The organism is Pedobacter fastidiosus, assembly GCF_014306625.1.
GTDB lineage: Bacteria > Bacteroidota > Bacteroidia > Sphingobacteriales > Sphingobacteriaceae > Pedobacter > Pedobacter fastidiosus.
In genome coordinates, this window is sequence record NZ_JACRYL010000008.1 from 153,859 (window position 1) to 176,491 (window position 22,633).

Here is a 22,633-nt window from a genome sequence, read left to right on the forward strand (position 1 = left end):
CGTATTTTTTTAGAATGATGCACTTACACCAAAGCTGAACGTTCTTGTTTTTGGATAATAATTATTATTGTCGATACCAGGAGTTAAACCACCAATGTTGATTTCGGGATCGATACCACTGTAATTTGTAATTACAAATAGGTTATTGGCCGTTACATATAATCTTACGGCTTTAATTGAAGGCGTTTTGGGCTTAATTGTATAACCGAATGTTGCATTATCCAAACGGAGATAAGAACCACTCTCCAGAAAACGATCTGAAATTAGGTAAGCATTAATATCGTTGAATGACTCGCCCAAGGTAAAGCGGGGAATGTTCTGCAACTTCGCATCGGCAGGGTTATTTAGAGATGCCTTGGTTGCATTTAAAATTTTGTTCCCCAGCACTCCGCGAACAAGGAAATTCAAATCCCAGTTTTTGTAGCTGAAACTGTTCGCCCAACCATAAATTAATTTTGGCTGCGCATCGCCCGCAATTTTTGCATCTGTCGTTAACGGTTGCGTTGCAATGGTTTGCCCAGCAGCGTTGATGTAAGTACTTACACCCGCAGCGTTTTTACCTGCATAATTCCAAAGGTTAAAAGTACCCAAGGCATAACCCGGCTGGATCAGCTGACTAAAATTTCCAGACTGGCCTTTACCACCAAGTTGTGCAGTTTGAATGGCCGCAATCTTATAGAAATCATCTGATAAAGTTTCGACAACGTTTTTGTTATGTGCGATGTTAGGTGAAGTTGTCCATTTAAAATTATTGGTTTTAACGGCCACCGCATTTAATGAAAACTCAATACCTGTATTTTTTATTTTACCAACGTTTGCCGTAATTGTTGGCAGGAAGAACTGTGTAGTAGAAACTTCGTAGCGATCGTAAATCAGATCAGAAGTTCGCTTAACATAAAAGTCGACCGAACCGGTAATCCTATCTTTAAATAAACCAAAATCTAAACCGATGTTGGTTGTTGCCGTACTTTCCCATTTCAAATCTGGATTTTCGTTTCTAACCGGACCAATTGCATTGCTAATGTTTCCATTATTCAAAAACTTGTTGCTTCCAGAAAGCGTTCCGTAAATTAGCAAAGAAGAGAAAGCATCGAAACCTAAACTGTTACCAGATACACCATAACCCGCACGAAGCTTTAAATCGCTAATAACCGGAACAGCCTGCATAAAATCTTCACCAATTATTCTCCAACCTGCAGAAACTGCCGGGAACAAGCCCCACCGGTTATTTCTACCAAAAGCAGAAGAACCATCATCTCTTAATGAGGCTTGGAATAAATATTTCTCATTATAATTATACTGCACCCTTCCATAATAGGATATGAGTCTTAAAGTAGAGATTGGAGCATTGCTAAAGGCAATTTGTGAGAGCAAAGTTGGATTAGAAAGAAACAAGTTGTTGTAACCTAGGTTATCATTAGAGAAATTCTGCGTGGTTACGCCAAAACCATCATTGGTTCTATCTTCCTGCCAAGAGTAACCTCCAAGCAATTTTAAACTGTGTTTGCCAAAGGTTTTATCGTAATTAAAATAACCTTCAAGCACCTGGCTTTTGTTTAAAACATCTATTTTTTGAGCCTGCCCGTTTACGCCTCTGGCCAAACCAGACTGGCTGTTTAAATAAGTACTGTAATTATTCTGATCTCTCTGTGAGGAAACACTTGCCGTAAATTTCAATCCATCTAGAATATTAACCTGTGCCATTCCGTTAATCAACGTTTTGTTGTTCAGGTTGTCGATGTGGTTATTATCTACAATAGATAAGGGATTACGCGTTCCACTTCCGGTACGGTTATAGTTCTCCTTATAAGTTCCATCTGTATTAAAGGGGCTAACCGTTGGCAAGTAGAAAAGCATATTGGGCAAAGCCTGCGATTGATAAATATCGGTACTCTTTGAGTTGCTGTTCGTAATGGTTAAGCCAAGTTTTAATCGATCGTTAAAGAACTTTTGATTAAGATAACCTCTTACAATTGTACGTTTTAAAGAAGTATTTTTTAAAATCCCTTTGTTATCCAAATAGTTTACGCTTGCACCATAATCAGCTGATTGACCGGAGCCACCATAAGAAATATTATGGTTCTGAGAATAGCCTGTTCTTTCTAAAAGAGATTGCCAGTTCGTATCAGAACCATCATCGTCAATGGCGTTTAAGGTTTGCTTATTATCTGCAAGGTACTGTCTCAATTCTGGTGCAGAAAGCATATCGTATTTTTTCGATACCTTTTCAACAGCGGCATAGCCATTGTACGACAATCTTGCTTGGCCATTTTTAGAGCGTTTCGTGGTTACAATGATTACACCATTTGCAGCTCTCGAACCGTAAATTGCTGTGGAGGAAGCATCTTTAAGAATATCAATATTTTCAATATCTGATGGCGCAAGTAAATCAATAGAAGCACCAGGCACACCATCAATTACATAAAAAGGCTCTTGTGCAGCACCTTCTCTTAAGGTAGAGGGGCCACGCAAAATGGTAGAGGGTTTAGCATTTGGATCTCCACTTTTGGTAACATTTAAACCAGCAACTTTACCTTGTAAAAGCTGTGCAGGATTAACCATTACGCCCTGATTAAACTCTTCAGATTTTATTGATGTAACAGCCCCTGTCAAATCTTTTTTATTTGCTGTACCGTAGCCAATTACAACCACATCCTTCAACGTTTGGTTATCTGGCATTATGGTTACATTAATATTGGTTTGGTTGCCCACCGTAATTTCTCTTGTAACACCGCCTAGCAGAGAATAAACCAATACATCCGAACTCTTGGCTTGAATGCTGTATGCACCATTTGGCCCAGTGGATGTTCCTCCAGTGCTTCCTTTTATCCTTACGGTAGCACCGGGAACAGGCTGGCCAGTTTCGTCTACAACTTTACCGTTAATGGTTTTAACATTGACCTGTGCGCAAACATTAAGGGAGAAAAAAAGCAGAAATACAGCAAGGCACTGCCACTTTCCGATCAAAGACAAATAATTGAATTTGTAATTTTGTTTCATGAATAATTAGTTATGATTGTTTGGAAACCAAGTTTAAAGTAAACCTAATAGGCTCCTTTAAGTATGGCACAAAGATGGAAATGCCGAGTTAGGAATTTGGTCAGATAGGATTACGATATTGTTAAAAAAAGACTTTGCAGTTAAACAAAATGTTAACTGATTAACAAAAATCGTTCGATAATATTAAGGATTATGAGCAAAGAGACTTAAACGGATCATCTACGCTTATGAATCATGTCACAAAAACTTAACTTACCGCAGATTTAACAGAAATATATCTTATTTATCTTAGCGCTATGTTTTGGTATGAAGAAGAAGTTAGGTTACTAGAAAAGAGAAACGATCGGGAGAGAGCCCATCCGGGGATTATTTTTTATGGAAGTTCTTCTTTACGACTTTGGGAAACTCTCGACGAAGATTTTTCCGACCGTAAAGTTACCAACCTTGCTTTTGGCGGCTCAACACTTGCGGCCTGTGTATGGTTTTTTGAACGGATTATGGCCGATTACAAACCCAAAATGCTCATTATTTATGCAGGAGACAATGATTTGGGAGATGGCAGAAATCCCGAAGAAATCTTTATATTCTTTCAGCAGTTAGTACTTAAGGCTTTCTTAAGGTTTGGAGAAATACCCTGTTTTTTCATTTCCCTAAAACCGAGTTTATCGCGATGGCACATGGCTGATCAATTTAAATATACCAACAACCTAATAGAAAGTGAGATTATAAAGCAGAACGGAAACTGGAAATTCATAGATGTTTTTAAAAAAATGCTCGATAAATCCGGCCATCCCAATCCAGTTTATTATGACCATGATGGACTTCACTTAAGTAGAGCAGGTTATCAGTTGTGGCAATCAATTATTAAAGAAAAACTGGTTTAATCATCACAGAAAGTTAATATCGGGCTAACATTCGAACCGTACTTTTCTCCAAAGTTTAAACCATGCACAGAGAATACCATAAATGGTTCAGCAGTAGCCTACAGAGGGATATGGAGCTTTTAATCTTCGGACATAGCGGAAGAGCGGTTCTTTTCTTCCCAACACGAATGGCACGGTTCTTTGATTACGAGAACTGGGGAATTGTTGCCTCACTCAATCAACGGATCGAGGATGGCGAAATCCAGCTTTTCTGTTTGGACAGTATAGATGCAGAGAGCTTTTACAATGAGTCAATCTTCCCATCGGTCAGAATCGCAAGGCATCTTCAGTACGAAAAATACATTCTAGATGAAGTAATCCCGCTGATTCATTTAAAGAATAATATAGCCGAGATAGAAGTTGCAGGTTGCAGTATGGGTGCTTACCACGCAATAAACCTCGCCATGAAATATCCCTGGTTATTTAAGAAAGCGGTTGGAATAAGCGGTAGATATGATTTAACGGATGCACCCGGAGATTTTAGAGACCTTATGAACGGGTTCCGTAACGACATGACCTATTTCAATATGCCTGCCCAGTTTCTGGCAAATCTAAACGACAATGAGCTGTTAGCGCATTTAAAAAGAATGGAAATTATACTTGCAGTGGGCGAAACAGATCCTTTTCTAAGTGGAAATCATTACATCAGTCGTTTGCTTTGGGATAAAGGCATACAAAATCACCTACATACTTGGGAGAGCAACGCCCACCGCCCACATTACTGGCGGAAGATGGTTCCACTTTACATTTGAAATAATCGCCAATTTCATTTTACTGGTTAATGTTTTCCTGCTCCAGTTTTTAAACGAAACAATAGCATAACAATAACTTAACGTAAAAAACTCTTTTAATCAGGCAGTTATACTGTTATTTGGGGAATCACTTCTGCAACAGAGATCCAAAAAAAATATGCACCCCTTTTGTATAGCACTCCCTTTTATTGGTAATACCGACTTGAGTATGCCTTTAGCAATCATATTTCTTGTTTGCCTGCTCGCCGTAGTAGGCTTTGAATTTGTAAACGGTTTTCACGATACGGCAAATGCAGTAGCAACAGTAATTTATACCAAAGCACTCAAACCGGTTATCGCCATTCCTTGGTCTGGTTTTTGGAATTTTATGGGTGTATTTACCGGCGGAATTGCCGTTGCAATGGGCATATTAAAACTTGTTCCCTTAGATGCATTGATGAATCTTCCAATTGGCGTGGGTGCCTGTATGGTACTGGCAGTATTGCTCGCTTCAATCGCCTGGAATTTGGGCACTTGGTATCTCGGCATTCCCTGTTCCAGTTCACATACCATGATCGGGGCAATGATTGGTGCCGGACTGGCCTTTACTTGGTATTATGGTGGAAAAGGCGTAAACTGGGGAAAAGCCGAAGAAATTGGACTTTCATTAATACTCTCTCCGATAATAGGCTTTGGCTTGGCCGTGCTCCTTATGTACTTTTTAAAGCATGTGATAAAATACCATGCTCTTTTCCATATTCCACACGGCGAAAACGACAGACCTCCTATAATTATAAGGGGTTTGCTCATTACAACCTGCACATTGGTTAGTTTTTTCCACGGCAGTAATGATGGGCAAAAAGGTGTTGGTTTACTAATGCTGATCCTAATTGCATTTTTACCCGCTAAGTTTGCCGTAAACCACAACATACCCAATAGCAAAATACTTTTTCAGCTTAATCAAACAGAGCAGTTAATCAATCATTTAGCCACTTCTAATCAGGATAAAAAAAGTAATCTCACGGAATTGATCGGCAAAATACAACAGGCCAAAATTCACTTGGTTTTAAAAAACGAAACGGATAAACACGGAACTTACAAATTCCGCAAACAGATTGAAGAGGTAACAGCTTCCTTAGCCGTTGTAGAAAAAAATCAATCGCTGGTTTTAAGTAAAAATGATACCCTGCTCCTTTCTCAAAGTAGACAGGAACTAACCAAGCTCTTTGAGTTTGCTCCCCTTTGGGTTATTCTGATTATCTCAATCTCACTGGGCTTAGGCACAATGATTGGATGGAAACGAATAGTGGTTACCATTGGTGAGAAAATCGGGAATGAGCATTTAAATTATGCACAAGGGGCTACATCCGAAATCGTTGCCGCATCCACCATCGGATTGAGCACAGCCTTCGGACTTCCTGTAAGTACCACCCATGTGCTATCAAGTGGAATTGCAGGGGCTATGGTGGCATCGGGCGGAAGAGGAAACCTCAACAACAATACTTTAAAAAATATCGGATTGGCCTGGGTGCTCACTCTTCCTGTATCCATTATTTTGGCTATGGCTTTATTTATGCTTTTCCATCTCTTCGTTTAAAATAGTTTTAGTTAGATTTAATTAATGATCACGAAATGAAACAGATCCTCGTTGCCACAGATTTTTCCAGCAGTGCATCCAATGCAATGGCTTATGCCCTCTCAATGGCCAAAATACTGAAGATGGAAGTTGTAGCCATTCATGCAATCCATCCGACAGAGGGCATAAACAACAGCACCTATAATGCAATTTTTATTGAATCGTATTACAAAAACAAGAGAGAAGCGTTAAAAGAATGGACAGAGAAAATAGCCAAAAAAGAGGGTTTCTTAGACATTAAAATCGAGAGCCTATGCGAAGTTGGCTTTCTAAAAACAGTAATCAGTAAATACATTAAAGAAAAACCTATAGAATTGCTGGTTATGGGCATTACTGGCTCAACAGGAATTAGCGGAATTGTTGGTAGCAATGCCAGTATGGTGGTTACCAGAATGAGGATTCCTACGCTGATTGTTCCGATGGAAAGCAATTTCCCAAGCGCTCCAATCGTTACCCTTGCCACGGATTATCAAACCAAACTCTCTGCAAAGGATGTAAACGCACTGAACGAAATGCTCAAGGCTTCGGCAACGAAAAAGATGCAAGTGCTTTACGTAGCCGAAAAATCGGATGATCTGCATATCCAGACCGGTGAGAAAAGAATCCGCGAACTCTTACCGCATACGGAGATCGAGTTTAATTATATCAGAGACAACAGTGCACCAAACGGAATCATGGATTTTATAAAAAATAACCATACAGATATCCTTTGCCTTGTAAAACACCACCACAACATTATTTACAGGCTTTTTACAAGCAGCACGGTAAACCAAGTTATGAACCGATCGGTAAAGGCCATCTTGGTGCTCCACGAATAGAAAGATTCATGCTTTCTCAGCAAAACAACCGAAAGAAGTTGATCTTCCTTGAAATCATAGGTATCCTAATTTCAGGTTAGAACCTAAAATAAAATGCTCCTATTGTCGTCATTGCAAGGAGGAACGATGAAGCAATCTCTTCAATAAATCTTTTTCACCTCAAATGCACAACAGCTCATATTGTCGTCATTGCGAGGAGGAACGACGAAGCAATCTCTTTAACAAGTCTTTTTCACCTCAACTGCACAACCGCTCCTATTGTCGTCATTGCGAGGAGGAACGACGAAGCAATCTCTTTAACAAGTCTTTTTCCACCTTAAATGCACAACAGCCCCCTATTGTCGCCCTTGCGAGGAGGAACGATAAAGCAATCTTCAATAAATCTTTTTCATCTCAAATACACAACAGCCCCTATTCGTCATTGCGAGGAGGAACGACCAAGCAATCTCCTTAACAATTCTTTTTCCACCTTAAATACACAACAGCCCCTATTCGTCATTGCGAGGAAGAATGACGAAGCAATCTCTTCAATAAATCTTTTTCCACCTTAAATGCACAACAGCCCCTATTCGTCATTGCAAGGAGGAGCAACAAAGCAATCTCCTTAACAATTCTTTTTCCACCTTAAATGCACAACAGCCCCTATTCGTCATTGCGAGGAGGAACGTCGAAGCAATCGCTTTTAACGAGTCTTTTTCACCTCAAATGTACAACAGCCCCTATTCGTCATTGCGAGGAAGAATGACGAAGCAATCGCATTTAACAAGTCTTTTTCACCTCAAATACACAACAGCCCCTATTCGTCATTGCAAGGAGGAACGACAAAGCAATCTCCTTAACAAGTCTTTTTCACCTCAAATGCACAACAGCCCCCTATTCGTCATTGCGAGGAGGAAGGACAAAGCAATCTCCTTAACAATTCTTTTTCACCTCAAATACACAACAGCCCCCTATTCGTCATTGCGAGGAGGAACGACAAAGCAATCTCTTCAATAAATCTTTTTCACCTCAAATGCATAAAAGGTAAACTAGCTCCAAAAAAAAACCACAACATCCGTCATGGTTTTTTACAACTAAATAAATTTATGATACTGAAATAAAAGTAAATAAGAGATGTAAGCTTAAAATTAAGCGGGTATTAATTCTCTTACTTTGCACTCTACAACTTAATCTTCACAAAATAAAGACGGTTTCTATCAACCAACTTGGTTAGTGGCAGTATCTTCTGCGCAAAACCACTGGCCCCATTATCCACAACTCCAAAATCGTCATCATTAGAAATCACTAGAATGTTGCCGGGCAACAGCGCAAGCCCCTCAGCTTTATCATGCGGATAAACAGAAGGTAGATCTTTTAAAAGATCCAGAACTACTGTTTTTGTAACCGGCACAATGCCCGCAGCAGTAAGCCCTGCCATGTCGTTAAGCTCTTCTACTGTTTTGCCACCATAAAGTTTCCCTGTTGCACCGTTCAATGGATCAGAAATATCAGTAGCGGTACTCAAATCTATTTTGAATACCTTCTTAAAGGTTGCGGGGTTTGATGTATTTCCGCCATAAAGGCCATCACGCTCTATCGTTAGAAAAACCGTACTGCTCACCGCTACAATATCACTAACGCCGGTAAGAGAAACATTATCCATTAAATAGGCGTATTGTTTGGTAGCCCCAGTCGCAATATCAAAGGTAAGAATCCGCAGTACAACAGAATTCGCAACAGCTGCTTTGGACGGATTGTACATCGGCGACTGCATCATTCCAACCAATGTCTTCCCATCTGGTGTTATTGCAAGACCCTCCATTCCGCGGTTTGCTCTTCTATTGGCAAATACCGATGGGATTTTTCGGTTGCCCGTACCAGTACCAAAGGGATTTATGCGCTCAATTGTTTTTCCATTGGCATCGAAATGCGCAAGGTGTGGGCCATATTCATCGCTCACCCAAAAAGAACCATCCGAAGCACGTACAAGACCTTCAGAATCAATTCCATCTGCACTTGGGGCAATTACCTGACCGTTAAGATCGTAGGCAGTCTCACAAGAAGCACCCATTCCGGCAGGATTTGGAAGGCCATTAAGTTTCTCACCTGCTGCGTTTTTTAACTCGATTACTTGTTCTAGAATCAATTTGCCGTCCTTTAACCTAAACTTTCCAATCTGTGGATCAAAGTCTGGTTTTCCGATGATAATGGAATTGGCAACCTGCCAGCACATGATTAACTTAGAGCCTGCGTCGGTAACCAGATGCAGATATTCATTTCCCACAGCTGTTTGTAGATAGGTTATATCTGAAACCCATAGCTGCTCAGGCCTGGTAAGTTCCAGGTCCTTTGTTAGGTTGGGGTATTTCCTCATCCAGTGCTTTGAATCGGTTGTTCTGGTATACTTGCGTTTACGCTGGACCAGCAGATGCTGTGATCTTAATATCCCAAAAAGTTTGTCGCGTCCAACCGTAATGTTCTTGAGGGACATGCTTTCCCGTAGCATCACATGCAGTTTACGGACTCCGGTCCGCGGTAGCTTATGCCGAATGTCCAGGACCATCTCTTTGATCGCCTGCTCGGCAACCATCTTTTTTGAGCTACTGCACCTTGCCTTATAGAAAGCCTGTTTCGTGTAGCCAAACAGCTTGCACAACTTAGTAATAGTATTCTTACTGGATAGATGTGCTATTTCTTGAACTGCTTGGCGCCAGACTTTTTTCGGATCTCGATGTTCAGTTCCCGCTCGGCGATCTCAACAAATTTCTTGTACATGGAAAGCTGGTGTTCGGCTTCCCTCAACCGCTTCTCCAATGCCTTGTTCTCTTGCTTTAACTCAGACTCAAGCTCCTTGAGTCGCTGTTGATCATGGTCTTTCATAGACCTGCCAATGCTTTTATATACTGGAAAGGCTAATTTACTATATTTTCGCAACCAATTCTGAATGCACTGATTCCCGCGGATATCGTATTTACGTTGCAGCTGGTCTTTATTCAAATGACCGTTCTCATATTCCTCTACCACTAACCGCTTGAAACTCTCACTGTAACTCCGGGGTGGACGTTGCAGTTTCTTTAAATTATTATTGACCATATTGTTAAGATTTGGTCAACCTTTTTTAGGACTCCACACTCGAAAAAAAAGCCTTGAAATGCAAATTTCAAGGCTTTTTTTGTCTTATAAATTGATAAAATACGTATAGCCCTAAAGAAAGCCTTTTAGTTTATACGAATGAGCCTATTAGATTTCAATTATTCTTCCAACCTAACTAATGTTTGATCATTTCTCTGCTGTATTGGACCCCTATTCCATAAGCCCCTCCATATTTAACCACAAGGTTATTAACCGGTAAATATGTTTCATGACGAGCCCAATCCCTTTGCAATTCTAACAGATATTGCATAGAGGTAATAGGATGCGCCCCAGCCTGTACCATTCTCATTATGGCCATTTCGTGCGCCTCTTTGGTTAAATCTCCACAGGCATCGGTTATTACATAAACGGTATAGCCTTCACTAATGGCTGAAAGTACCGGCCCAACAATACATACACTGGTCCACAGTCCGCCAATTACCAAAGTTTTTCTACCTTTTGTCAAAACGGCTTTATAAAACGTCTCATCTTCCCAACTGTTCATTGTTGATCGATCTATATAACCAGATACTTTTTGCGGATAAAATTCCTCCAGTTCTGGAAATACAGGCCCACTAAAGGATTTCTCGGCTACAGTTGTTATAATAGTCGGCACCTTAAATATTTTAGATGCCCCTGCCACAATGGCTGTGTTGTTCCTCAACTGATCTATAGGGATGCTCTTGGTTGGAAAGGCCATTTGCCCTTCATAATCGATTAAGATCAACGTGTGGTTTGTTGGATTCAACAACATTGGACTCGGTTTTTGTGCATAAGAGGCAAAAGATGTGATGCCCACTAGGGCACATAGCAATAATTTTTTCATTTCAATTTTTTTAAGCACTGTTTATTTAATATTTAGGTTGTATAAAATTCTCTTTAACTGTAGAATAAAAGCAGGTTAACTATCCTAGCGATGGAAATCTGTTTTGTTCTATCGGTTCAATCAATCTCCTCAATACGGATGGTGAGGACTTTCATTGGCCTTAAGGAAATCGCAAATCTCAAAGCCAATATTTTCAATCATGATTTATATTATGGCAACCTTAAATCCAAATAGCTAAACACCTTATTTTAAGTTTATTAACAAAATAAACATTCAAAAATTCACCTTATATCGTCAATCCTTTAACGAAATCAAGTAATAAAGTAGTTGATAAATCTTGTGATATTTAACCTAGAGTAGATATTCTGATCCACTTACCTTTTCGAGCAGATCTCAAATAATAATCGCAATTCATTAGATAAGAGAAAGCACAAATCGGGCACCATGCTTAGAGAAGGAGATTAATTAAAAGTTGAATCGCAGTTCCTGCTTTTTGAATAATTAGCAACTTTTGCTAATTCATGAAAATTATATAAGAAAAACTTCGAAAGTTACCCGCTTAAGGTACTTAAGAAAACAATTCACTTATGATTGTTTATCTTTTTTATACCTAAAAGAATTATTAGCAAATCTTGCTAACCAGATTTTACTTATTTCAATTTTCAAAAAATTCTCTCAATCGTTCCTGCTCTTTTGAGAGAAATTATATTATCGATATAATTAACGCATTTTTAGAGTTCAATTTTATCTTAATACCATAAGCTTTCCATCAGCGGTTTCAAAAAATTTAAAGCCAAGGAAAAATTGACATATTTGGAGTAAAACTAGATATGAATATCATCTGATGCTAATCTGTCTGTTTCGAAAATTACCTCTATTGCGAGTCCATCACAGTCCTGGATTGTAAAAGTACCTCCCAATTGTTTGCTTAATCCACGCATTAAATTCATCCCCATGGAATTACTTGTTTTCAAGTCAAAATCCTTTGGTAGGCCGATACCATTATCTTTAATTGTTAATTTGTTATTAATTTTATCGATCTGAAGTAGGGATATGCCAATCAAATTCGAAGCACCATCGGGATATGCATATTTAATCGAATTTGTAATGGCTTCATTCATAATCAAGCTCAGCGGGATTGCCTGCGATACTGATAAGTGAATTTCATCAAAGTCCTTTTCAAACTGCAAACGGTTACCTGGATCACAGCTATCTTTTAAATGACTAATAAATTCTTCCAGATATTCAGCCATATTAATCAGATCAGATCCTTCTGACTGATAGAGTTTTTGATGGATCAGTGCAATGGATCGCATTCTATTTTCACTATTTAGAATGGCATCCTTCGCAGCTTTATTATCAATATAATCTGATTGACGTTGCAATAAGCCAATAACGATCTGCAAATTATTTTTTACTCGATGGTGAATTTCTTTTAACAGCCATTGTTTCTCGTCGAGCAAATTGTCTTTATCGTCTAAAAGTGAATTCAATTCGTCATTTCTTTGTTGTATAATTTTATTGGCTTTTTGTTTTTCTCGAAAACTATTGATGAGTACGCCGAGAAACAAAAGCAATAATATAATCATTCCAATAATCAGGTTTTTGATGTAATTGGCTTGTGATACTTTATCGAGCAATAAAACACGGTCTTTTTGCAACGCCCCAATTGCGGCTTCTTTTTGTAAGGTTTTATAGCGCACCTGTATCTCAGCAATCTGTCTGGCAGAGGCGACATTGAAGAGAGAATCACTCTTTCGCTTAAATATTCGGAAATGATCCAAAGCAGACTTAAAATTTTGATTTGCAGAATCTATTTTATAATAAAAAAACTCATCTTCAGCACTATTCAAAAAGGCTTGGCTATCTGAATGAATATTTTTAAATTCTCTATCCAAAAATATGCGTGCCTTTGCATATTTTTTTTGCGCCATGTAAAAACCGGCCAGTACTTTATTGCCCCAAGATTCGTCCATAAGTCTACAACGATAGTAAGCAACCATTTTTAAGTACCAAGTTTCTGCCTGGCTGTACCGGCCAATCGCATTGTAGTACAGGCCGTATACTTCGGCTTGGCGTCCAATTTGTAGACTATCTAAGGGTGGATATTTGTTAAAGATTTTTACCGCTTCAGTTAAGGCGGTCTTCGGTATATTTAAAAACACACATTCTCTTGCTAACTCACTAATGTGCAAATATGTAACTTCTGATGTTGTATTTCCTTGATTATTTGTTGTTCCAATTTTAATCGCACGCTTGAAATTTTCCAAAGCATTCGCATGGTCATTCATATCTGAATACACATAAGCGAGCTGTCCATACCGCTGTGCCATATTCTGATATTTCAAGGTATCGCCCCTTTCGTTGGCATTATCAATTGCTAATAGAGCATATTTCAATGCCTTATTTAAACTTCCTTTATTCCTGTAAATTGCAGAAAGGTGATAGTAGGTAAAACCAAGATCATTAGAATGGGAGAACTGGTAGGATTTCAGTGCCATAAGGGAATAATGTTCGGCACTATCTAATTTAACTCGGCTATAATATTCTGCACCTAAGGATGAGAAACATTCGGCCTCCTTAATATTATCTCCTATTTCGTGATACAAACCAGATGCCTTTTTTAAATTAGCAATGACTTCAGGCCTATCTTTATATGAGTCTTTCATCATATTTGCAAAGCGTAACCAAGTCCGTGCTTCTCTTTTCTTGTCGCTATCTCTTTGATAAGCCTGAATAACCGACATAAAGTATTGTTTACCACTAGGCAAATTGTTTAGTCTAAAATAAGTTTCTCCAACCCGCAACATACCTTCGTACCTATTATTAACACGAAGCTTAACGGAGTCGGCAAACTTAATGGAATACAAAAAATAGCGAAGACCACTATCTAGGTTTATCTTTTTATTCCCCGGTTTTAATAATTGAATTTTACCCAATTGCTGTATCAGGTTACACTTAATACTATCGTTGGAAGTACTTTGAATCATCGCCTTTACTTTGGTTGCATCAGCTTGATCTCCTGGAAGTACCTGTGCCAAAGCAATACCCTTTTGCAAAATGAAAGCAATCAAGAAGAAATAAATAATTTTCATATTTTATCTAACCAATTTATTCAAATTTCAGGCAATAATCAATATGCGTAAAACTAGGAGTTGGGTATTAGTTTTAAAAATTTTAACGCGTCTTTTCGGACCACTACAGTATTTTGAATGAATGCTAAAGTACACCCTTTAACACTCCACCATCGGCTCTTATTGCGGCACCATTCGTAGCAGACGCAAGCGGACTGGCCAAGTAAGTTACCATATTTGCCACTTCAGTTGTACTTAAAAACCGTTGAATAATTGAGGTTGGGCGAACATTTTTGAAAAAATCTGCTTCCACCTCCACATTAGTCTTATTTTGATCTTTGGCCAAATTTTCAATAAACCCTTCAACACCCTCTGAAAATGTAGGCCCAGGCAGTACACAATTTACTGTAACAGCAGTGCCTTTTGTCATCTCTGCCAATCCGCGAGCAACAGCCAGCTGGGCAGTTTTAGTCATTCCATAATGTATCATTTCCTCGGGAATTTGAACGGCCGATTCACTTGATATGAATAATATTCGTCCCCAACCATTTTTTAACATTTGGCTAAAGTATGCACGGGATAAACGGATTCCACTCATTACATTTATCTCATAAAAATGCAACCAATCTTCGTCGGTAATATCTGCAAAAGCCTTAGGCTCAAATATTGAAATATTATTAACCAAAATATCAACCTGAGGAAGCTGGGTAATGAGATTTTTAATAGATTCAAGCTGGGCAAAATCAGCCACTACTCCACTTACTTGATCATTTCCACTTTCGATTTTGATTTGTGCAACCGCCCTTTCTACACGGTCTGTTGTACGTCCATTAATAATAACTTCGGCACCCTCTTTCGCTAAGTTAAGCGCAATAGCAAAACCTATTCCGGCAGTTGAGCCGGTAACTAAGGCCTTTTTATTTTTTAATTGTAATTCCATATTATTTAAATTTATATCGTTTGAAAGCCCGCACAAGTCCAAACCCATGCCGAACTATAAAACGATGTTTTAATGGTCTTTTAAAGAATTTATTTAAAAAAGACAACGATATTTCATTGCCTATGTACTCGTTCAACGATATTCAAAAGGAATTTAATAAAACCTCGTAATGAAAGAGCCGTTTTTTATCTTCATACGGCTAACCATTTGAGCTGTTATCTGTTAAATGCTCTATCTTAAATTTAACGCAAACTGATGTTCCTTGAGCATCTTCGATACTGAGTTTACCCCCTATCTGTTTACTTAACCCTTTCATTAAATTCATCCCCATAGATTTGATATTTAAGGGATCTAAACCCGATGGAAGACCAGGACCATCGTCTTTAACAATCAAACAATAAAGCCCGTATTCTATGGGCAAAAAGGAAACCACCACAGAACCAAAGACTTTACCTGCAAATGCATATTTAATGGCATTGGTAATTGCCTCATTTATAATAAGCCCTAGCGGAAGAGCTTGATTTACATTTAAATTATCGAATTTTATATCTTTTTTAAAATGTATACGATTACCTAAATCAAAGCTATCCCTCAAATAATTAATCAGTTCATCAATATATTCAGGCATATTGATAAATCCCGGACTATCAGATTGATAAAGTTTCTGATGGATTAGCGCTACAGAATGCATCCTGTTCTCGCTATTACGAATGGCACGAAGCGCTTCCTTATTTTTTATATAGGCCGATTGGCTCTGGAGCAGCCCCATTACAATCTGAAGATTGTTCTTTACTCTATGATGAACTTCTTTCATTAACCACTCTTTTTGCTCCAGAAACTGATCTTTCTCTTTTACTAACATACTGAGTGCGGCCGCTTTTCTCCGGTTTGCCAAATATGACTTATAAAGTAAGATGAAAAAGAAAATCAATGCCGCGATGGCAACGAGCGTTAAGTTGCGGGTAAAATAGGCCTTTGCAGTTTTTTCACGCTCCAATTGCGCATCTTTTTTTAATATAATAATGTCATTTTCTTTTTTTTCAATTTCATATTGCGTGCTCAGCCTTGCCAGCTGATTGCTTTTGGTAATGTTAAAGGCTGAATCGCTTAATGTTTTGTATCTTTTATAATGATTAATTGCAGAGTTTAATTTACCTTCCGCAGAATCTATTTTGAAGTAAGATAATTCATCGTCAATTAATGTCGAAAAAGCCATTGTGTTGATGGGAAGATAATTGTATTGATCTTTTAGCGCCTGCCTTGCTAAAGCATATTTTTTTTGCTTTAAATAAAATGAACTCAGCACCTTATATCCCAATGTTTCTAATGAACCACTTTTTCGATAAAAATGAATCATGGACAGAAATGAACGTTCTGCTTCCCGATATTGCATTAAAGCTTCGTAACATCGACCTCTAATTTCTGCCGCAATACCATATTGGAGGGGATCAGCAGGTGGGTATACTTTCATTATGCTATTCGACATCACAACCGCTTCTTTGGTTTTACCTGCTGAAATTAATGAACGAACAAGCTCATTCAGATAATTATAAGTGATGTCCATAGCAATCCCAACATCCCTATTTCTTAAGGATAAAGCGATAGCTTTTCGATAATTTTCAGCTGATTTTTTATATAGACCGAGATCTGTGTAAATGAGACCAAGCTGACCATAATATGGCACTATGCCTAAAGTTGTTGTATCTCCAATTGAATTTGCGCTTCTAATACTTGCAATGCTATTGGCAAGACTTTGATCGAGTTTACCTTTGTTTCTATAGATAACTGAAAGATTATAAAAAGTTAAAGAAAGATTATGATCCTTATAACCAGCTCTTCTATATAATTTAAGTGCCTGCGAGAGTTGGTATTCTGCACTGTCTAGATTGCCTGCTATATTGCCAATATTTTCTTTATTATAAATTCCCTTTTCCATCATCACATCCCCAACTTCCTTCCACTGCTTTAATTCATTATACATTGTAATGGTTTTTTGCAGATAATAGGGAATTTCCGGATCTAATGGTTCGCCATTTTTTAACTTTATACCTAATCTAAACCATGTACGAGCCTCACGCTTCTTATCGCCTAGGCGCTGATATTCACGAATAACCCGCATATAGATTGATTTTCCCGATCTTATTTCTTTCCTTAGAAAATAGACCTCACCGATTCGGCACATGCATTCGTATCTGAAATTAGCCTTCATCTTGAGTGAATCAACTAATTTTAAGGAATATTTAAAGTATAGCATCGCACTATCAAGATTAATCTTATACTTTCCCGGTTTGTTAAGCATTTGGTACTTACCTAAATTCCAAACAAGCTCTACTCTAACAGAATCAGGCAACCGGCCTTGAAGTGCTTTCTGTGTTAAAGCCGATTCTTTTTGGTCTATCGGTACAGTAAATTGCCCATGCACAACAAAGCTGCAAATATTGAGTATTGTTAGGAACAATACAAAGTGAATTTGCACATTAAACCTGATTAATATTTTTTGCAAGGGAACTTCTTTTTAATTGAAGCCAATTTACATAGAATGTGGCTCATTATCCTAAATAATTTTCCTTCTGAATATGGTAAGCAACAAAAGAAATTGTTAACATGTAAGAATAAAAATGGGCCAATCTTAGGTCCCATTTTTATTCAAATCTATTATTTGGAAATCTCCAGAAATATTTCGGATACTTTTTCTGGCACAGAAAGAAATGGAGAATGACCAGTATCTACAATATAAGTATTTGTTATGCCCGCAGCCTTTGCCATCTGCTTCTGAAGATCTTGCCCTATAGCTTGGTCTTTTGCCGTAAAAATATAATACTTCTTAACCGATCCGAAAGCAGCTGAAGTAAGCTTTATTTTATCAGCAAATGGTATGGCAGGTTCTGACCTATAGTTAGCAATTACGAGCTTTTTTATTAATTCAGAGGCATCCTGACAGAAAATATCTGTAAGCTTATCTTTATTAACATCAAGAGTAAGCTGATCTGCAGATGGAATAAGGTTTGGTCTCAATAGCGAAGTTTTATCCTGAAAAGCCAAATCAATAAGCGACTCACCATCCTGAGGAACGAAAGCTCCGATAAAAACAAGTTTTTCAATACGCTCGGGGATTTTTTCTGCAACTGCAGAAACAACTATGCCACCCATACTGTGCCCAACCAGAATAACTTTTCCTGTTAGATTTTCTATAGCGGCAACAACTTTGTCACGGTAAATATTCATTGATACAGAAACCGCAGGCGTGTTGTCAGCACCGTGAGCAGGTAGCTCAACAACAATTACTTTGTTTCCCTTTTTTTCCAGTTGTGTTTTTACCGTTGACCAAACATATGCTGATTGCCATGCCCCATGTACCAGGACAAATGTCTTTGTTTGCTTAACCATCGGCTCTTTTGAACAGCCAGAAAAACAAAACACCATTACCATAAAACAGGCCATAAGCCACTTAGTTGCCCCCTGTGGATAATTTAAGAATGCTTCTTTAATGTATGGAGTCGCAACCATCATTTTTTTTTCATTTGTTTTCATAACTTTAAATTTTTGTGATTTGAATGCCTCAATTGTTTAGCTAGAGGAGTTAAACCTTGTAATCCAAATAACAACCAAAAACATAAATACTTAATTATCAAAACAGTACAATAAATAAGCATAACTAAACTACTTTATCTCGTCATAATTTTACGGTATATAATAAAATAAACTGACAACATTTACCCAACGATATATAGTTGTTGAGGCAACGACATATCGTGAATACAGATTTTCCTTTACTAAAAATCGCACTGGATAATTTAAAAACCTGTTGCTAAGCTTATATTTAACCTATATTAATCTAAAATGGCATTTTTTGATTTGTGGCTGGATTTATGAGTTCCGAAGTTAAGACAAGCTTACCAGTTAAAATTTTTAGCGCTAGCCCCTACCAATCGTTATAATGAAACTTAGAACCAGAATCAACTTTACATTTTGCGACCTTGTTTTTCTTGACTACCGAAATTTCCAACATCCTGACCCACTAAATTGGAATCGTGCCAAAACTAAGTAAACAATTGATTAGATTTTTGAGCAATAAACTCAAACCCAATAAGGAGTTATGAAGAAAAAAAAGATTCTCATCGTTGAGAACGAATTTATTATTGCCGATGTTTTGGCCAACATTTTAAAAACTGCTGCATACGAAGTTTGCGGGATTGCGGATAGCGTTAAAGAGGCTCTTGAAATGGTTGCAGAGTTCCGTCCTGAGTTTGTACTATTGGATATTTATTTAAAGGGCAAGCTTACCGGAATTGATTTGGCGCACCAGTTAACCGAGATGAATATTCCTTTTATTTACATATCGGCAAATTCCAATCAAAAAATATTAGAAGCCGCAAAGGTGACCAACCCCTACGGGTTTGTTATTAAGCCTTTCCGGGAAAAGGATGTGCTAATTGCGCTCGACATCGCAGTTTATCGTCACGAAAACCATTTAGAAACCGGAACGAGACAAAACGCGGTACTGCAAAAAAAAGCGGCTGAGATATTGTCTTCATCCATCACCTGGGAATCTAAGATCCTAGAGATATCCAAAGCGCTACAGCCTTACATACCTTTCGAATTTTTATCTTTTGGAACAAAGCAGGAAGATGAGGTTAGTTTTTATGAACTCTGCTTCTCAAGGATAGGTTTTGATGAATATCAGTCTATGGGTTGTGCTGAATTAATGGTGGTTACCAATCGCAAGCGACATGAACTGGCCGCATTAAAATCAAACGATCCAAATAATCAAATGGCTACTTGGTATGATGAAAAGGAACTTGAAGCATTATTAGAAAAACCATCACTTAAAAAAATATATGCTGAGCGATATGATCTTAAATCCCATCTATCATTTCCTATTCCCTTAGGCAACGATAAATGGTGTTATTTTAATTTTTACAGCAGACGGCCTGACGCATATCAAGCAGATCATTTAATATTGTGCAACAGATTACAGCCATTATTAATTACTTTTATGGAGGGTATGTTACAGGCTCCAAACAGCCCATTAGCAACTGAAGTACAGAATTATACTGTAAAGCACCACAAAGCGTCGATTGAACAACCCAGCCCTTTTTCTGGCATTATCGGAAACAGCCACCTGCTTTTAACGGTTTTTGACCATGTTATCCAAGTATCAAAATCAGATTCTTCTGTATTGATTTTGGGCGAGAGCGGTACAGGAAAAGAAAAGATTGCAGAGCGTATTCATTCACTTTCACTTCGTAAAGAAAAACCGTTTGTCAGGATCAATTGCGCAGCACTTCCAACCTCACTGATTGATTCAGAATTGTTCGGGCATGAGAAAGGTGCTTTTACCGGAGCTCACGAACGTAAGATTGGGCGATTTGAACAGGCGCATTCTGGCACCATTTTTTTAGATGAAATTGGCGAACTCCCATTGGAATCTCAATCGAAATTACTCAGAGTGCTTCAGGAAAAAGAAATTGAACGGATTGGAGGTCGAGTTACGATTAAAACCGATGTTCGCATCATTGCAGCAACTAACAGGGACCTGGATAAGGAAGTTGCAGAAGGCCGATTTAGACTGGACCTTTTTTACCGCATAAACGTTTTTCCGATACTGATGCCGCCACTTCGGGAACGCAAGGAAGATATCGCTGATTTAGCTATTCATTTTTTAAACATATATACCCGTAAAATTGGCAAAAACATAAGGGGTATTAGTCCTCAGGTATTGCAGAATATGAAGCAATACCATTGGCCTGGCAATATTCGTGAGCTGGAAAACTTGATCGAAAGGAACGTTTTGCTAACCAGAGAGGATATGATCAACAACATGGTTCTCCCAACCCAATTGGAACAATATGCATCCGTAATACCAACAGAAGCTACAGTAATTACAATGAGTGAGGGTGAACGTGCCCATATCCTCGCTGCATTAAAAAAATGCAATGGAAAAATCTGGGGTCAGGGTGGCGCAGCCAGCTTATTAAATTTACCGCCCACAACACTAAACTCTAAAATGAAAAAACTGGGCATCCGTAAAGATTTTGGTTCCTAGTGATCTATTTCTTAAAACCAAGTTAAAAATGTTGATTTAAGCGATTAAAACTTAAGCGTAATTGTACTGCCGGTCATTAAAATATCCTTGCCCGGACCAGCTGTTTTTAAATAGTCACGGGCACTAAACCATGTAATTTCCTGCTTGAAAGACAGGTGTATGTTGGGCGAGTATTCCAGAGCTCCTCCAAGCTGCTTCCCAATATGTTTTGAGCTTCCGACCATGCTGGGATAAATCAATTTACCATTTACTGCGTATAATCCGTCATTGCGGTTCATGCGCCAAAACATGTCATAATCCACAGCAATTAAAAGTTTTTTGGTTAGGTTTAATTGTACATATGGATGGATGTCCATCAAATTATATGGCCCGATCAATGCTGCTAACCCAAAGTATGCACCTTTAGGAAACAGTGGATTAAATGTATTTAATCTATTATCAGCTGTGTTTTTATCGCCGCTGATCGCTTCGGTTTTTAAACCTATCTGCGGTTTTAGTTTACTCCGAAAAAATGTGTAGGAAACATTTGCCGACATGGTCCAGGCAGATATATTGCTTTGTTCAAGGTCTCCGAATTGATAGAGCCCCTCTAAATCATATTGCCAGGTAGGCGTATTTGCCCAAACACGAGCTCCGATAGAATGTCTGGTTTCAGCACCTTTTCCATCATTGTAAATTGCTACTTTCTTATGTATCCCTAGATAATAGAGATCGATATTTTTGATTAGCGGAACTTCATTAAATACACCGTAAACGCCCCAAAATTGCGTTGCATCGCTAAAGCCATCATCAAAAATATTTGATTTTGCAGGAACATAATGTGCATAAAAGAAATCAAGCCTGGTGTTTTTGTTCGCATATACAATTTTCGCAGCATCAAAAGACTGGCGATTATTTGGGGCTTCTCGAACTGCTACCAATCTTTGCGAACCATACGATAATTCTTGCCGTCCAACCCTTAAGGTAATATGTGCTTTATCATTTAGCGGCGTAGAATATTCTATAAAAGCCTGGTGCAGATCGAGCGGATTTTGATCTACCGGCGAGGGTGTTTCTGCCTGACCGTCAGCCAAACTGCTCTGTAACTGAACAAAGGTACGAAAGTGCCTGCCCGCATGAAAATCGACATGCCCCAGATAGCGGCTCAATATAAATCCATCGTTATCCTCTGGTGCTTCACCCCAGTCCTGGTTCTTAAAATAAAAATACTGATAACGCACTTCACCTCCGAAACTGAAATAGATAGATTTGTCAGTTGACAAAGGGCTGAATTTAACTTTATTGTACCAGTTAGTCGAGGTATCTCGGGCCAAATAGGAATAATTTTCATCGTAGCGTAACTGTTTAAATGGAGATTCTTGCGCCATAGCTAAATGAGCGGCAAGCATAAAGCATAGTATGATAATCGTTTTCATAATCGTAGCGGATTTATTCCTTTACAATATCATACCAAGATTAGAACCAACAACACAACAAATTGATTATCAATTATTTACACATGCTACTTTATTTCAATTGCTTTATTTCG

At 38.3% G+C, this 22,633-nt stretch carries 14 protein-coding genes; 5 read left to right on the top strand and 9 right to left on the bottom strand.

Annotation, left to right across the window (positions count from 1 at the left end):
• Positions 1-9: 9 nt before the first annotated feature.
• Positions 10-3,000, bottom strand: coding sequence for a SusC/RagA family TonB-linked outer membrane protein (locus tag H7U22_RS10720; RefSeq protein ID WP_187071358.1), 2,991 nt, complete (start codon positions 2,998-3,000; stop codon positions 10-12).
• Between the two features lie 296 nt (positions 3,001-3,296).
• Here H7U22_RS10720 and H7U22_RS10725 point away from each other — a divergent pair, with 296 nt between their 5' ends.
• The 4 genes from H7U22_RS10725 (at position 3,297) to H7U22_RS10740 (ending at position 7,108) form a co-directional block, all read left to right on the top strand.
• The gene (locus H7U22_RS10725; protein ID WP_187071359.1) at positions 3,297-3,884 is read left to right on the top strand and encodes a GDSL-type esterase/lipase family protein; all 588 of its coding nucleotides are present in this window, start codon (positions 3,297-3,299) and stop codon (positions 3,882-3,884) included.
• Between the two features lie 62 nt (positions 3,885-3,946).
• Complete coding sequence (locus tag H7U22_RS10730) at positions 3,947-4,675, top strand: esterase family protein (RefSeq protein WP_187071360.1); 729 nt, start codon at positions 3,947-3,949, stop codon at positions 4,673-4,675.
• A gap of 208 nt (positions 4,676-4,883) precedes the next feature.
• Complete coding sequence (locus H7U22_RS10735) at positions 4,884-6,251, top strand: inorganic phosphate transporter (RefSeq protein ID WP_248284720.1); 1,368 nt, start codon at positions 4,884-4,886, stop codon at positions 6,249-6,251.
• A 35-nt stretch (positions 6,252-6,286) separates the two neighbouring features.
• Positions 6,287-7,108: a universal stress protein gene (locus tag H7U22_RS10740; RefSeq protein WP_187071362.1), complete on the top strand. Its 822-nt coding sequence runs from the start codon at positions 6,287-6,289 to the stop codon at positions 7,106-7,108.
• Between the two features lie 1,159 nt (positions 7,109-8,267).
• On the opposite strand, the gene H7U22_RS10745 is transcribed toward H7U22_RS10740, so the two are convergent.
• From H7U22_RS10745 to H7U22_RS10775, 7 genes are all read right to left on the bottom strand, one after another.
• Positions 8,268-9,371 carry an esterase-like activity of phytase family protein gene (locus H7U22_RS10745; protein WP_222621836.1) on the bottom strand — a complete coding sequence of 368 codons (1,104 nt, stop codon included), beginning with the start codon at positions 9,369-9,371 and terminating at the stop codon, positions 8,268-8,270.
• Between the two features lie 404 nt (positions 9,372-9,775).
• Complete coding sequence (locus H7U22_RS10750) at positions 9,776-10,180, bottom strand: hypothetical protein (protein ID WP_187071363.1); 405 nt, start codon at positions 10,178-10,180, stop codon at positions 9,776-9,778.
• Positions 10,181-10,355: 175 nt separating this feature from the next.
• Entirely contained in the window at positions 10,356-11,045 is a 690-nt protein-coding gene (locus H7U22_RS10755; RefSeq protein ID WP_187071364.1) for a hydrolase, read from the bottom strand.
• An 824-nt stretch (positions 11,046-11,869) separates the two neighbouring features.
• The gene (locus H7U22_RS10760) at positions 11,870-14,140 is read right to left on the bottom strand and encodes a tetratricopeptide repeat-containing sensor histidine kinase (RefSeq protein WP_187071365.1); all 2,271 of its coding nucleotides are present in this window, start codon (positions 14,138-14,140) and stop codon (positions 11,870-11,872) included.
• 124 nt (positions 14,141-14,264) lie between these two features.
• Entirely contained in the window at positions 14,265-15,059 is a 795-nt protein-coding gene (locus tag H7U22_RS10765; RefSeq protein ID WP_187071366.1) for an SDR family NAD(P)-dependent oxidoreductase, read from the bottom strand.
• 199 nt (positions 15,060-15,258) lie between these two features.
• On the bottom strand, positions 15,259-17,562 hold the full coding sequence (locus tag H7U22_RS10770; RefSeq protein ID WP_187071367.1) for a sensor histidine kinase: 2,304 nt from the start codon (positions 17,560-17,562) through the stop codon (positions 15,259-15,261).
• A gap of 152 nt (positions 17,563-17,714) precedes the next feature.
• Positions 17,715-18,590 (bottom strand): alpha/beta fold hydrolase, encoded by an 876-nt coding sequence (locus H7U22_RS10775; protein WP_222621837.1) that lies wholly within the window; start codon positions 18,588-18,590, stop codon positions 17,715-17,717.
• A gap of 565 nt (positions 18,591-19,155) precedes the next feature.
• On the opposite strand from H7U22_RS10775, the gene H7U22_RS10780 reads away from it, so the two are divergent.
• The gene (locus H7U22_RS10780; protein WP_187071368.1) at positions 19,156-21,105 is read left to right on the top strand and encodes a sigma 54-interacting transcriptional regulator; all 1,950 of its coding nucleotides are present in this window, start codon (positions 19,156-19,158) and stop codon (positions 21,103-21,105) included.
• Positions 21,106-21,149: 44 nt separating this feature from the next.
• On the opposite strand, the gene H7U22_RS10785 is transcribed toward H7U22_RS10780, so the two are convergent.
• Entirely contained in the window at positions 21,150-22,520 is a 1,371-nt protein-coding gene (locus H7U22_RS10785) for an alginate export family protein (RefSeq protein ID WP_187071369.1), read from the bottom strand.
• Positions 22,521-22,633: the final 113 nt, after the last annotated feature.